General features: G+C 72.7%; 14 protein-coding genes. 8 read left to right on the forward strand and 6 right to left on the reverse strand.

All coding sequences use genetic code 11. The features are described 5' to 3' along the window. The first annotated feature begins 82 nt into the window (after positions 1-82). Positions 83-730 carry a phosphate signaling complex protein PhoU gene (gene phoU, locus R2740_RS00375; protein ID WP_371300682.1) on the forward strand — a complete coding sequence of 216 codons (648 nt, stop codon included), beginning with the start codon at positions 83-85 and terminating at the stop codon, positions 728-730. Between the two features lie 75 nt (positions 731-805). Here phoU and R2740_RS00380 read toward each other — a convergent pair whose 3' ends face one another. Together R2740_RS00380 and R2740_RS00385 are read right to left on the reverse strand one after the other, a co-directional pair. Next, positions 806-1549, reverse strand: coding sequence for a phosphoglyceromutase (locus R2740_RS00380; protein WP_371300683.1), 744 nt, complete (start codon positions 1547-1549; stop codon positions 806-808). 30 nt (positions 1550-1579) lie between these two features. After that, positions 1580-2092 carry a hypothetical protein gene (locus R2740_RS00385; RefSeq protein ID WP_371300684.1) on the reverse strand — a complete coding sequence of 171 codons (513 nt, stop codon included), beginning with the start codon at positions 2090-2092 and terminating at the stop codon, positions 1580-1582. Between the two features lie 219 nt (positions 2093-2311). Here R2740_RS00385 and R2740_RS00390 point away from each other — a divergent pair, with 219 nt between their 5' ends. After that, a complete protein-coding gene (locus R2740_RS00390) occupies positions 2312-2797 on the forward strand; it encodes a CarD family transcriptional regulator (protein ID WP_180934452.1) in 486 nt (161 codons plus the stop codon). A gap of 109 nt (positions 2798-2906) precedes the next feature. Continuing rightward, a complete protein-coding gene (locus R2740_RS00395; RefSeq protein WP_371300685.1) occupies positions 2907-3257 on the forward strand; it encodes a hypothetical protein in 351 nt (116 codons plus the stop codon). On the opposite strand, the gene R2740_RS00400 is transcribed toward R2740_RS00395, so the two are convergent. Both R2740_RS00400 and ispF read right to left on the reverse strand, forming a co-directional pair. Next, entirely contained in the window at positions 3211-3894 is a 684-nt protein-coding gene (locus tag R2740_RS00400; protein ID WP_371300686.1) for a 2-C-methyl-D-erythritol 4-phosphate cytidylyltransferase, read from the reverse strand. The genes R2740_RS00395 and R2740_RS00400 overlap by 47 nt on opposite strands. Next, positions 3887-4393 carry a 2-C-methyl-D-erythritol 2,4-cyclodiphosphate synthase gene (gene ispF, locus R2740_RS00405; RefSeq protein WP_371300687.1) on the reverse strand — a complete coding sequence of 169 codons (507 nt, stop codon included), beginning with the start codon at positions 4391-4393 and terminating at the stop codon, positions 3887-3889. The genes R2740_RS00400 and ispF overlap by 8 nt, the downstream gene beginning before the upstream one ends. A 31-nt stretch (positions 4394-4424) precedes the next feature. On the opposite strand from ispF, the gene R2740_RS00410 reads away from it, so the two are divergent. From R2740_RS00410 to rlmB, 3 genes are read left to right on the forward strand one after another with little or no spacing between them, the layout of a single operon-like run. Next, positions 4425-5966: a molybdopterin-dependent oxidoreductase gene (locus R2740_RS00410; RefSeq protein ID WP_371300688.1), complete on the forward strand. Its 1542-nt coding sequence runs from the start codon at positions 4425-4427 to the stop codon at positions 5964-5966. Positions 5967-5997: 31 nt separating this feature from the next. Continuing rightward, on the forward strand, positions 5998-7404 hold the full coding sequence (gene cysS / locus R2740_RS00415; RefSeq protein WP_371300689.1) for a cysteine--tRNA ligase: 1407 nt from the start codon (positions 5998-6000) through the stop codon (positions 7402-7404). Then, a complete protein-coding gene (gene rlmB / locus R2740_RS00420; protein ID WP_371300690.1) occupies positions 7404-8351 on the forward strand; it encodes a 23S rRNA (guanosine(2251)-2'-O)-methyltransferase RlmB in 948 nt (315 codons plus the stop codon). Before cysS ends, rlmB begins: the two co-directional genes overlap by 1 nt. 168 nt (positions 8352-8519) lie before the next feature. Here rlmB and R2740_RS00425 read toward each other — a convergent pair whose 3' ends face one another. Continuing rightward, positions 8520-9446, reverse strand: coding sequence for a type IV toxin-antitoxin system AbiEi family antitoxin domain-containing protein (locus tag R2740_RS00425; protein WP_371300691.1), 927 nt, complete (start codon positions 9444-9446; stop codon positions 8520-8522). A 234-nt stretch (positions 9447-9680) separates the two neighbouring features. On the opposite strand from R2740_RS00425, the gene R2740_RS00430 reads away from it, so the two are divergent. Both R2740_RS00430 and R2740_RS00435 read left to right on the forward strand, forming a co-directional pair. Then, positions 9681-11288 carry a metallophosphoesterase gene (locus R2740_RS00430; RefSeq protein ID WP_371300692.1) on the forward strand — a complete coding sequence of 536 codons (1608 nt, stop codon included), beginning with the start codon at positions 9681-9683 and terminating at the stop codon, positions 11286-11288. A gap of 9 nt (positions 11289-11297) precedes the next feature. Continuing rightward, on the forward strand, positions 11298-12446 hold the full coding sequence (locus R2740_RS00435) for an acyl-CoA dehydrogenase family protein (RefSeq protein ID WP_371300693.1): 1149 nt from the start codon (positions 11298-11300) through the stop codon (positions 12444-12446). A gap of 24 nt (positions 12447-12470) precedes the next feature. Here the strand turns inward: R2740_RS00435 and R2740_RS00440 are convergent, their stop codons facing one another. Further along, on the reverse strand, positions 12471-13190 hold the full coding sequence (locus R2740_RS00440; protein ID WP_371300694.1) for a maleylpyruvate isomerase family mycothiol-dependent enzyme: 720 nt from the start codon (positions 13188-13190) through the stop codon (positions 12471-12473). Positions 13191-13281 lie beyond the last annotated feature (91 nt).

Consider the following 13281-nt stretch of genomic DNA (forward strand, 5'->3'; position numbering starts at 1 on the left):
CCGCCGCGCCCGGCGCCGACTGTTCACGCCGCGTTCACCGCGTGACGCCGTCGGTTCACCTGCACCGCCTAGCATGTGGGTCATGCGTGAGGCGTTCCATGAGCAGCTCGAAGACCTCTTCTCCGACCTGGCGGCGATCTCCCGAGAGGTGGAGAACGCCGTCCACTACGCGACCAACGCGTTGCTGAGCGGCGATGCCGCCACCGCCGAGCAGGTGATCAGCGCCGACAGCCAGATCGACATGGCGGCCGAGAAGGTCGAGAACGACGCGATCACCATGCTGTCCCTGCAGCAGCCGGTGGCGGGCGACCTGCGCAAGCTGGTCGCGGCGCTGCGGATGGTGAGCGAGCTGGAGCGGATGGGCGACCTCTCGGTCCACGTCGCCAAGATCGCTCGGCTGCGGGTGCCCGAGGTGGCGGTGCCGGAGTCCGAGCGCCCGATCCTCGCCGAGATGGGCCGGATCGCGAAGGAGATGGTCGGCGCGGTGACCCGGGTGATCGACACCCGCGACGTCGAGCAGTGCAAGGAGCTCGAGTCGATGGACGACGACATGGACCGGCTCCGGCGCCAGACCTTCACCGAGGTGCTGAGCGGCAGCTGGACCCACGGCGTCGAGCCCGCCGTCGACATCGCCCTGCTGGGGCGCTACTACGAGCGGATCGCCGACCACGCCGTGACCGTGGCCAACCGCGTCGTCTTCATCGTCACCGGCGAGCAACCCGAGAGCTGAGCGCCGCCGCAGCGCTCGCTCGGCCGCCGGCTCGCCACCCCACGGCGGGCCGGCGGTTTTGTTGTGCTGGTCTCCTCAGCGACCCTGGCTGGCGACCGCCGCGGCCGCGGCGGCGGCGGCCTCGGGGTCGAGGTACTCGCCCCCGGCGACCGTCGGCGAGAGCGACTCGTCGAGCCGGTAGACCAACGGCATGCCGGTCGGGATGTTGAGGCCCGCGATGTCGGCATCGCTGATCCCGTCGAGGTGCTTCACCACGGCGCGCAGGCTGTTGCCGTGGGCCGCGACCAGCACCGTCTTGCCGGCTCGGAGGTCGGGCACGATGCCGGACTCCCAGTAGGGCAGCATGCGGGCGATGACGTCCTTGAGGCACTCGCTGCGGGGGAGCTCCTCGCCGAGGTCGGCGTACTGCGGGTCGTGGGCCTGGGAGAACTCGTCGTCGTCGTCGAGCGGCGGAGGCGGCACGTCGAAGCTGCGGCGCCAGAGCATGAACTGCTCCTCGCCGTAGGTCTCCAGGGTCTGCTTCTTGTCCTTGCCCTGCAGGGCGCCGTAGTGGCGCTCGTTGAGCCGCCACGACCGGCGGACCGGGATCCAGTGCCGGTCGGCGGCGTCGAGCGCCAGGCAGGCGGTGTTGATCGCGCGACGCTGGAGCGAGGTGTGGACGACATCGGGCAGGATGCCGGCCGCCTTGAGCTGCTCGCCCCCGCTCACGGCCTCGGCGCGGCCCTTGTCGGTGAGGGCCACGTCGACCCAGCCGGTGAAGAGGTTCTTGGCGTTCCAGTCGCTCTCGCCGTGGCGGAGCAGCACCAGCGTGTAGGTCATCGCGTCCTCCGGTCGGGTGTGCGTCGCGGGTCAGGACTCGCCCGAGGTGTCGAGCCCCTGGAACTCGTTGTCGAACTGCTCGTCGTCGGGCACGACGGGCACCTTCATGTCGACGGTCTCACCGGTCCCGAGGGTGATCTGCATGGCGAGGAAGTCGCCGGCCTCGAAGTCGCCCGAGACGGGGATCCCGGCCTTGCCCTCGCCCGCCAGGTTGTCCATGCCGCGGGCGGGCACCGTGATCGGGGCGAAGTCTCCGACGGTCAGGTCGGTGCCGCCGGCCGCGGAGCCGATGCCGGTGACCGTGGCGTCCTCGGTCGTGTCGTTGTTGACGAAGGTGGCCAGGAAGGTGCCGGAGCCCTTCTGGGCGGACACCACCACGGCGCCGAGCACGTCGACCGAGGCGTCGCGGTCGTTGGCCCCGGCGGCCGGGGTGTAGTCGCGGTTGGTCGCGGCGTCGAGGCCGCTCATGCCACACGAGGCGGTCACCGGGACGGCGAGCAGGAGCATGCCTGCCAGCATCGCCGTCGAGCGTCGCACCTGCATGTCGTCCTCACCTTCGTCGGGTGGCCCGGCGGTGTGCCCGGGCGTCGGCCTTAGCCTAGCGGCCGGCCACCCGGGCGTCGGGCGCGGTCCTGCTCGGCCGGCGTACTGCACAAGAACCCCGGTCTGTCAAGCCCCGATACCGCCTCTGACCTGCGCAAACGCTTTCCGGCGCGGTGTGGGGACGTGTTAGACTGGTCACCAGGAAGGGGTACTTGACATATGACATTTACCGTCGGCGAAACGGTTGTTTACCCGAACCACGGCGCTGCCGTCATCGAAGACATCGAGATGAGGAAGATCAAGGGTGAGGACCGCCAGTACCTCGTCCTCCGGATCGTCGCTCAGCAGGACCTGGTCGTGCGCGTGCCCGCGTGCAACCTGGACCTGGTCGGTGTCCGCGACGTCGTGGACAAGGAGGGCCTCGACCGCGTGTTCGACGTGCTCCGCGCCGCGCACGTGGAGGAGCCCACGAACTGGTCGCGCCGCTACAAGGCCAACCTCGAGAAGCTGCACAGCGGCGACGTGATGAAGGTGGCCGAGGTCGTCCGCGACCTGTGGCGTCGTGAGCGTGACCGTGGCCTGTCCGCCGGAGAGAAGCGGATGCTGGCCAAGGCACGGCAGATCCTGGTCTCCGAGCTGGCGCTCGCTGAGCACACCAACGAGGACAAGGCCGAGGCGATCCTCGACGAGGTGCTGGCCTCCTGACCGGACCGTTCGACGAAGCCCCGGGTCTCACCCGGGGGCTTCGCCATCTGTGGACGTCGGTCGGTACTTCCTTGGCGGCGACGGCGACTGGCCCCCGCCAGGAGAGGTCGTGGTGGTGCTCACCGCCTCCGAGGGCGCGGGCGATGCCGGGGGCCGTTCAGTCGTCGGCTCAGCCGTCGGCGGGGTGCTCTCGCAGCAGCGTCGGGTCGGCGGGGCAGTCGTGGTGGCGAGCCCCGTGACCGATACGGTCAAGCAGGTCACCGAAGGTCTCGTCGTCTCCACCTTCGACCGGGAGCGGCTGGTCCGGTTGCGACCGCCCGTTGTCCTGCCGGCAGAGGTCGCGCAGACGCTCCCGGCCCCGACCGCCGCCGAGTTCTGCAGCTGGGTCGCGCAGCTGTCTCAGCGGACTCGGGTCACGTGGATGGATGCTGCGCTCGCGGAAGATCCGCCGCCACGGTGATCTTGCTGTTCGTGCTGGACCCCGTGACCGCGGCGATGCGCAGGTGGTCGACGAACCTCTCGATGCAGGCGGCTGTGTCGGTGCCCTCGAATCCATGACGCTTGGCCTCGGTGTAGGCCGTCAACAGCGCGCCGGCCCGGAACGCCTGAGGCGTCTGGACCGCGACCAGTCCGGTCGGCAGCGCGGAGCCGTCCTTCGAGACGACGCAGTCGAGGTCCACGACGGGGAGCGCTCCGCCGTGCTCGGCGGCCGACAGGATCACCCGCGAGAACAGTTCCGGCTCCACCCAGGGTCGAGCGGCATCATGGATGGCAATGATCCGGACCAGCTCGGCGCGGATCTCCGCGGCGAGAGCGGCGAGCGCCAGACGCTCGGACTCATGCCTGGTCGAGCCGCCGTCGACATAGCCGACCCGCTCGTCGTCGATGGCCGCCTTGGCCAGCGCGTCGGCGACGAACGGCTGCTCGCCGGGTCGGACCACCACGACCACCCGGCGTACGCCCGCCGTGGCGAGGGCTGCGCGCACCGACCAGGTCACGACGGCGGCTCCGTTGAGCGGCAACAGGATCTTGTTGCGGTCGCCTCCCATGCGGGTCCCGGACCCGGCGGCGAGGATCACCACAGCGGCATCACCCATCGCGCACCTCGGTGGCCCGAGCGACGAGTGCGGTGGCGATCGCAGCGACGCCCTCGCCGCGGCCGGTCAGGCCGAGACCGTCGGTGGTGGTGGCCGACACGGAGACGGGTGCCCCGGCGGCGGCGCTCAGCGCCGCCTCTGCCTCGGCGCGGCGGGGCGCGAGCTTGGGCACGTTGCCGATCACCTGGACCGCGACGTTCCCGATCGTGAACCCCGCGTCGTGCACCCGACGGGCGGTCTCGGCGAGCAGCCGGGCCCCCGAGGCGCCGGCCCACTCGGGCTCCGCGGTGCCGAACTGGGAGCCCAGGTCGCCCAGACCGGCCGCGGAGAGGAGCGCGTCGCAGGCGGCGTGGGCGGCGACGTCGCCGTCCGAGTGGCCGGCGAGCCCGCGCGGCTCGTCGGGCCAGGAGAGCCCCGCCACCCACAGGGGTACGCCGGCCGCGAGCGCGTGCACGTCGGTGCCGATGCCGATCCGGGACGTAAGGGCTTCGTCATTCACAGCCCGATCATGCCCGAGGCAGAATCCTGTGGTGACCCGATCGCGTCTCCCGTGGCTGCTCGCCGGCCTGGTGGCCGGCCTCAGCGGCCTGGCGACCAGCGCCGCGGTGGCGGCGATGCTGTCGATCCGCGCCAGCCCGGTGATCGCCGTGGCCGAGCTGGTGATCCGGCACACCCCCGGGCAGGTGGCCGAGCAGGCGATCGCGACCCTGCAGTTCTATGACAAGCCGTTCCTCATCGGGTCGATCCTGGCGCTGCTGCTCGCGGGGTTCGCGCTGGCGGGCATCCTCGGTCAGCGGCGCCCGTGGCTGGCGACCGCGGTCTTCACCGTGCTGGCGGGGGTGGGCGCGTTCGCGGTGCTGAGCGCGAAGGGCGCCACGCCGACCAGGCTGCTGCCGGTCCTGGTCGGCTACCTCACCTGGCAGCTGGTGTTCGCGTGGTTGGCGGCGGCCCTGGCCGCCGGTCCCCGTCGTGCGGACGACGGGTCGGAGGATCCGGCCCGGGCCGGGGCCGGCCGGCGTACCTTCCTGGTGCGGCTGGCGGCGGTGGGCGCCGGCACGGTCGTCGCCGTCGTCGTCGGCCGCTGGCTGGGCCGGGAGCGGGAGCGGGTGGAGGCGGCGCGCGACCTGGTCCGCCTCGACGGCGTCACGATGCCGAAGGTGCCGCGGGGCGCCAGCGTCGACATCGACGGCGTGGCGCCCTGGCGCACCGATGTCGCCGACTTCTACACCATCCACACGGTCATCTTCCCGCCCGCCGTGGACCCGAGCACCTGGCAGCTGCGGATCCACGGGATGGTCGACCGGGAGGTCGTGGTGACCTACCAGGACTTGCTCGACCGCCAGCTGACCGAGTCGTGGATCACGCTCAACTGCGTCTCGAACCCGGTCGGTGGCGACCTGGTCGGCAACGCCTGGTGGAGCGGGGTCAGAGTCGCCGACCTGCTCGCCGAGGCGGGCGTCAAGCCCGGGGCCGACGCGGTCCTGCAGACCTCGCAGGACGGCTGGAACTGCGGCACTCCGCTGACCGCACTGACCGACGGTCGCGCGGCGATGCTGGCGGTCGCGATGAACGGGCGCGCGCTGCCGATCGAGCACGGCTTCCCGGCCCGGACCATCGTCCCGGGGCTCTACGGCTTCGTCTCGGCCTGCAAGTGGGTGGTCGACATGGAGGTGACCAGGTTCGCCGACTTCACGGCGTACTGGACCGACCGCGGCTGGGCGGAGCGTGGCCCGGTCAAGATGGCCTCGCGGATCGACGTGCCGAGCTCGGGAGCCAAGGTGCCCTCAGGCACGTTCAGGGCGGGCGGCGCCGCCTGGGTGCAGCACACCGGCATCCGCGCCGTCGAGGTGCAGCTCGACGGCGGCGCGTGGCAGCAGGCCGAGCTGGCCACCGCGCCCAACGACGACACCTGGGTCCAGTGGGCGGCGACGCTGACGCTGGCGCCCGGCGACCACGAGCTCCGTGTGCGCGCGATCGACAAGCGCGGCGAGGTGCAGACGGGGGTCCGCGTCGACGTGGTGCCCGACGGCGCGACCGGCTGGCACTCCGTCGACTTCGTCGCCGAGTCCTGACCGGAGGCCCGGGGCCCTAAACTCGGGCCTTGTGACGCTCAGCCTCTTTGACACCGCCACCCGCGAGGTCCGCGACTTCGTCCCCCTCGAGGAGGGCAGGGCGGGCATCTACGTCTGCGGGCTGACCGTCCAGTCCGAGCCGCACGTCGGCCACGTGCGGTCGGCGGTCAACTTCGACGTGCTGCGCCGGTGGCTGACCGCGCAGGGGTACGACGTCACGTTCATCCGCAACGTCACCGACATCGACGACAAGATCCTGGTCAAGTCGGCGGAGCAGGGGCGGCCGTGGTTCAACCTGGCCTACGTCATGCACCGGGAGCTCGACCGGGCGCTGGCCGCGATCAACGTGCTGCCGCCGACCTACGAGCCGGCGGCCACCGGGCACATCCCGGAGATCGTCGAGCTGATCTCCGAGCTGGTCGCGCGCGGCCATGCCTACCCGGCCGAGGACGGGTCGGGCGACGTCTACTTCGACGTCCACTCGTGGCCGGCGTACGGCTCGCTGACCCGGCAGGGCCTGGGCGACATGGAGCCGGCCGAGGACGCCGACCCGCGCGGCAAGCGCGACCCGCGCGACTTCGCGCTGTGGAAGGGCTGGAAGAAGGAGTCCGAGCCGGAGACCGCGTCGTGGCCGTCGCCCTGGGGGCCCGGGCGGCCCGGCTGGCACATCGAGTGCTCGGCGATGGCGGGGAAGTACCTCGGCCCGGCGTTCGACATCCACGGCGGCGGGGTCGACCTGCGGTTCCCGCACCACGAGAACGAGATGGCCCAGTCCCAGGCGGCGGGCCGCCCGTTCGCGGCGTACTGGCTCCACAACGCGTGGATCACCACGGCCGGCGAGAAAATGTCGAAGTCGCTCGGCAACTCGCTGCTGATCCCCGAGGTGCTGAAGCGGGTGCGCGGGATCGAGCTGCGGTTCTACATCGTCGCCGCGCACTATCGCTCGCACGTCGAGTTCTCCTTCGACGCGCTGGAGGAGGCCGCCGCCGGGTTCCGACGGATCGAGGGTTTCCTCGAGCGCGCCGGAGGCTCGTCGGTCGCGTCCACGCTGCCCGAGGCCTTCGTGGCGGCCATGGACGACGATCTCGGGACGCCGGCCGCGGTCGCCGTCGTCTACGACACGGTCCGGCAGGGCAACTCGGCGCTCGCCGCGGGCGACGCCGCTGCCGCCGAACTGGCCGCCTCGGTGCGCGCCATGCTGGGCGTGCTCGGCCTCGACCCCGCCGACCCGGCCTGGGGCCCGGCAGGCTCCGGCGACGACGGGCTGGCGAGTGTGGTCGACCACCTGGTGGCGGGCCTGCTGGAGGAGCGCGCGGACGCGCGCGCGGCGCGGGACTTCGCGCGGGCCGATGCGATCCGCGACCGCCTGGGCGCCGCCGGGGTCGTCATCGAGGACACGCCGACGGGGCCGAAGTGGTCCGTGGGTGGGGTGTCCTGATGGCCGGCAACTCCTCGCGCAAGGGCGCGGTGCGCAAGACCTCGAAGAAGCCCGCGGCCGGGTCCGGTGGGCGGGTCCGTCGTGGGCTCGAGGGCAAGGGGCCGACGCCGAAGGCCGTCGACCGGCCCTATCACAAGGCCCACAAGGCGAAGACGCGCTCGGAGCGTGAGGCCGGGAAGCGGCCGGCGCGGCGATCGCCCAAGTCGTCGGACGCCGAGTGGCTGGCCGGCCGCAACTCGCTGGTCGAGGCGCTGCGCGAGGGCGTGCCGGTGACGACGATCTACGTCGCCGAGGGGGCCGAGCGCGACGGGCGGCTCCGCGAGGTCTTCCGGGTGGCCTCCGACCGTGGGCTGGCCCTGCTGGAGGTCCCGCGCGGTGAGCTCGACCGGATGACCGGGGGCGCGGTCCACCAGGGCGTGGCCGCCCGGCTGCCGGCGTACGAGTATGCGCATCCGGACGACCTGCTCGCCCGCGCGGCCGAGGCCGGCGAGCCGCCGCTGATCGGGGCGCTCGACTCGATCACCGACCCCCGCAACCTCGGTGCCGTGATCCGGTCTGCCTCCGGTTTCGGCGCGCACGGCGTGCTGATCCCGGAGCGGCGGGCGGCCGGCATGACGGCGGCCGCCTGGAAGACCTCGGCGGGTGCCGCCGCGCGGGTGCCGGTCGCCCAGGCGGTCAACCTGGTGCGGCAGCTGAAGGCCTACCAGGACGCCGGCTGCATGGTGGTGGGCCTCGCCGCCGAGGGTGAGGTGTCGCTGCCCGACCTCGAGCTCGGCGACGGCCCCCTGGTGCTGGTCGTCGGCTCCGAGGGCGACGGGCTGTCCCGGCTGGTCGCCGAGACCTGCGACCAGCTGGTGTCGATCCCGATGTCGTCGTCCCTGGAGTCCCTCAACGCCGGCGTCGCCGCGGGCATCGCCCTCTACGCCGTCGCCCGCTCCCGCGCCTGACCGCGAGATGCCGGGAATGGTCCCGCGAGATGCCGGAAATGGTCCCGCGAGATGCGGGACATGGCCACGCGAGATGCGGGACATGGCCACGCGAGATGCGGGAAAGGGTCCTGCGAGATGCCGGAAGTGGCGCGTCGAGCAGCGGTGGATCGGTCACCGCGCCGTTGGTCAGCCCGCGAAGCGTGAGTAGCGCCTCCGAGCCACCGGTGCGCGATCCTCGAGAACTCGTCGGAGCTCGGCCAACCGGCTGTCGAGGCGTCCGGCCACGAGATCTTCCTTCCTGAGCACGAGAACCCGCCAGCCGGCCTCGCGAAGAGCCTCCCGCCGGGCGGCATCGCGCCTGCGGTGCTCCGGGAGCGAGTGGAAGGCCTCGCCGTCGAACTCGACGGCCACCCGCAGATGCGGATAGGCGAGGTCCAGGCGAACGACGCCGTAGCCCGTAACGTCGACGACGACCTGAGGAGACGGTGGCGGCAGGCCAGCGTCGTGGATGGCCAGCCGCACCCAGGACTCAGCGGCCGACTCCGCCAGTGGCGAGGCGAGCGACACAAGCTCCCGGAGCTGGATGCAGCCCCGCCGACCTTTGAAGCGGGGCAGGGCAAGCGCCAGATCCGACTGTGTCAGGCCGTGGTGGCGCATGAACCCGTCGAGTGCCGCGATGGCCGCCCAACGTCCACGAAGCCGTGCGCAGTCGCAGGCGGTGCGGAGCGGAGTGGTGATCCGCACCCCGCCGATGGTGGTGATCTCCTCCGGCTGTAGGTCGCGGCGCCCGCCAAGCAGGCCGGATCGTCGGCTCGGCTCGTGGCCCGCAGACACCATGTCGAGCGGAGGCGGCAGGTCGAGCCAGCCGGCCGGCCAGCAGTCGACGCCGTACAGCCACGCCGCGGTGCGATCCACGACGACGCAGTGGGCGGGCACGACCAGCGCCGCCGCGCTCGCTCGCGTCTCCGGCGTGTCGTTCAGGGACGTCAGGGCATAGACGCCGTGGAGCACGCGTCGGATCTGGCCGTGGGCGACGGCGGAGCGCAGCGCAGATCGGGTGATCCCCAGGGCCGCCGCCTCGGACGTGGTGAAGGGGTGTGAGGGCATCAGCATCTCCGCATGGTCGCCCCGCGGCGGCGGAGCTGCCTCCGGCAACGGGGGAGTCTGTGGAGAAGGTGGTCGCGGTGGGCGGTTGTGCACACTGTCGGGCGCGTCGCGCCGGTGGAGTGTCCCCGGTCCGCATGTCGTGGCGCCATTTCCCGCATCTCGGGGGACCAAGACCGGCACGTCGCGCGGCCATTTCCCGCATCTCGGGGTGGAGGGGGGTGGTATGCAGGGGAGATGCCGGTGCGGAGGCCCACACGCGGGACGGTGGTGCACGCCGTCGTACTCGGTCTCGTCTGGCTGCTGGTGACCGCGGTGGCGTCGCTGGTGATCTTCCTCGGCTCCAGCCGGACGGTGGTGGTGGCCAGCCACGAGACGATCGTCCGGCCGACCCTGAGCCGGCAGATCGAGCTGCACACCGGGCCGCTGCTGCCCGACCTCCGGGTGCCGTCCGGGTCGATGGTCGGCGCCGACCTCACCCTCGGGAAGACCCAGGCCCGGACCCTCGACGAGCTGGTCCAGCGCTACGGCTTCATCGCCGCGCAGCCGCGTGGTCAGCTCGCGGTGGTGCAGTCCGCGGTCGTCGAGATGCTCGTCGACGCCCTGCTGCTCGGGGCCCTGGTCGGTGCCGCGCCGGTGGCCGTCTGGCTGCTGGTGGGCCGAGCGCGCCGGCGTGAGCTCGCTGCCGCCGCCCGTCGCCCGCTCGGCCTGGTCGGCGTCGTCGCGCTGGCCTGCGCCGTGGTCGTGGGGGCGGTGCCCTGGCTGACCTCACGCGGCGACAGCGGGCCGCCGGGGGAGTGGACCTCCCTGCAGACCTACGTCGGCTCCGGGCTGACCCTGCCCACCGAGCTCGACGAGGTCCAGGTCCGCACCGACCTGACCAGCGCCGAGTCGCAACGCCTGATCGCCAGCGCCGTCTCGACCTACCGCGCCAGCAAGACGTGGTACGCCGCCGCCGAGACCGCCGCCGCCGACCTGGTGCTGCACCAGCCGGCACCGGAGGAGACCGTGGCGATCCTGGTCTCCGACCGCCACGACAACATCGGCATGGACCAGGTGGCCCGCGCGGTCGGCGACGCGGGCGGTGCCAGCTGGGTGTTCGACGCCGGCGACGACACCTCGGCCGGCGAGGAGTGGGAGGCGTTCAGCCTCGACTCGCTCGACTCGGCCTTCGACGGCTACGACAAGGTCGCGATCTCCGGCAACCACGACCATGGCAGCTTCGTCGGCGACTACCTCGCCGACCTCGGCTGGACCCGCGCCGACGGCACGGCCGTCGACGGTCCCGACGGCTCGGTCATCTGGGGACTCGACGACCCGCGCTCGAGCGGGCTCGGCAACTGGCGTGACGAGCCGGGCCTGTCGTTCGCCGACACGGTGACGCTGGTGGCCGACGAGGTGTGCGCCTCCGAGGAGCGCGTCAACACGCTGCTGGTCCACGACGCCGCCATGGGGGCGGAGGCGCTCCGGCGGGGCTGTGTCGACCTGGTGGTGGGTGGACATCTGCACGTCCAGGTCGGCCCGACCAGGGAGGCGGGCGAGAACGGCTTCGACGGATGGCGCTACACCAACGGCACCACCGGCGGAGCGGCCTATGCCATCGCCGTCGGGAGCAAGCTGCGTCGGCAGGCGGAGGTCACGCTGATCACCTACCGCGACGGGCGGCCCGTGGGCCTGCAGCCCGTGGTGTTGCAGACCGACGGGCGCTTCATCGTCAAGCCCTACGTCGACCTGACCTACACGCAGCCGCCCGGGGTGGCGCCCACGCCCGCGGCCAGCCCCACGCAGAGCCCCACGCAGAGCCCGACCGACGGCACCGCCGGCAGTCCCACCGAGCCGGCCACACCCTAGGATCGAACGATGTCGACGACTGTGGACCGGCTGCTGCCCACCGAGGAGGCGGAAGCCCTCCTCGAGCTCACCCGCGAGCTCGCCGCGAAGGAGCTCGAGCCGCACGTCCACGACGCGGAGGAGGCGGGCGACTTCCCCGCCGAGGCCTACCGGCTGCTCGGCCGCTCGGGGCTGCTGTCGCTCCCCTTCGCCGAGGAGTACGGCGGCGGCGCCCAGCCCTACGAGGTCTACCTCCAGGTCGTCGAGGAGATCGCCGCCGCCTGGCCCAGCGTCGGCGTCGGCCTGTCCGTCCACACCCTGACCGCGTCGGTCGTCGCCGCCCACGCCACCCCCGACCAGCTCGACGCCTGGCTGCCGAGGATGCTCTCGGGCGACTGGCTGGGCGCCTACTGCCTGTCCGAGCCGCAGGCCGGCTCCGACGTCAGCGCCATCCGCACCCGCGCCGTCCGCGACGGCGACGAGTACGCCGTCTCCGGCGCCAAGCAGTGGATCAGCAACGGGTCGTGCGCGGACTACTACATCCTGTTCGCGCGCACCTCCGACGACCCGCGCCAGGGGCTGTCCTGCTTCATCGTCCCGGCCGAGACCGACGGACTCTCGTTCGGACCGCCCGAGAAGAAGATGGGCCTGCACTGCGACGTCACCACGCCGGTGCTGCTCGAGGGTGCCCGGGTCCCCGCCGCCCAGCGGCTCGGCGACGAGGGTGCCGGGATGCGGATCGCCCTCGGTGCGCTGGACTCCGGTCGGCTCGGGATCGCCGCCGTCGCCACGGGCATCGCGCAGGCGGCACTGACCCACGCCGTGGCCTATGCCCGCGAGCGCGAGCAGTTCGGCAAGCCCATCGGCGACTTCCAGGGGCTGCAGTTCCTGCTCGCCGACATGGCCGCCGACGTCGAGCGGGCGCGGGCGGCGTACCTCCATGCCGCGCGGCGCAAGGACGCGGGCCGCCCGTTCACCCGCCAGGCGAGCATCGCCAAGGTCACCGCCACCGATGCGGCGATGCGGGTGACCACCGACGCCGTGCAGGTGCTGGGCGGCAACGGCTACACCCGCGACTACCCCGTCGAGCGGCTGTTCCGCGACGCGAAGGTCACCCAGATCTTCGAGGGCACCAACCAGATCCAGCGGATGGTGATCGCCCGCGACCTGCTGGCCTGAGGTCGCGCAGACCGAGGCCGAGGCTCACGAGGTCAGCGGCATCGCGAGCAGCCGCTCGCCGGCCGGGGCGTCGCCGGACCAGGCCAGCCCGGTGTCCTCGGCGGGGATCCGCTTCCACAGGTGCAGCATCAGGGTGACCGCCGGCGCGGTCAGCTCGGCGACCGGGTCGCCGGGTCCGATCACCCACCGGTCGCCCGTGTCGGAGGCGCGCAGCGAGACCGCGTGCGGCAGCGGTGCGAGGCGCCCGTGGCCGAGCCGCCGCGGGATGAACACGTCGAGGACCTCGGCGACCCCGTCGGCGGCGAGCGCGACCTCGACCGGCGCCGGCGGGCCGAGGGTCGCCTCGGCGTCCCAGCGGTGCACGACGTTCTCCATGGCCTGACGGCGCTGCCAGAAGCCGAGCGTCGCGGGCGGGTGGAAGGTCCACACGCCGTGCGCCGGGTCGCCGTCGAGCACGCTCAGCAGGTCGGCCGCCCCGTCCCGGAACCAGGTGGCCAGCGCTGCCGGCTCGGTGGGGGCGGCGGAGACCTCCGTCTCGCCGTGCCCCTCCCGCACCGCCCCGCACACCCAGCGGTGCACCTCGCCGAGGTGGTGGGCGAGGTCGAGCAGCGTCCAGCCGGGACAGCTCGGCACCGGCCTGGCGAGGAGCGACCCGTCGGCGGTGGCCGCGTCGAGCACCCCGGCGAAGGCGTCGGTGTCGCGGCGCACGTGTCCGAGGTAGGCCGTCGGCGTCAACAGCGTCATGACCCCCTCCTCACGCAGCCCCCGGACGGCCGGCTCGTCGGCCGCTCCGCCGCTCTCGCCGGTCCGTTCCGCACCGCTCGGGCAACCGGAT

The organism is Nocardioides sp. (assembly GCF_041393715.1).
Lineage (GTDB): Bacteria > Actinomycetota > Actinomycetes > Propionibacteriales > Nocardioidaceae > Nocardioides.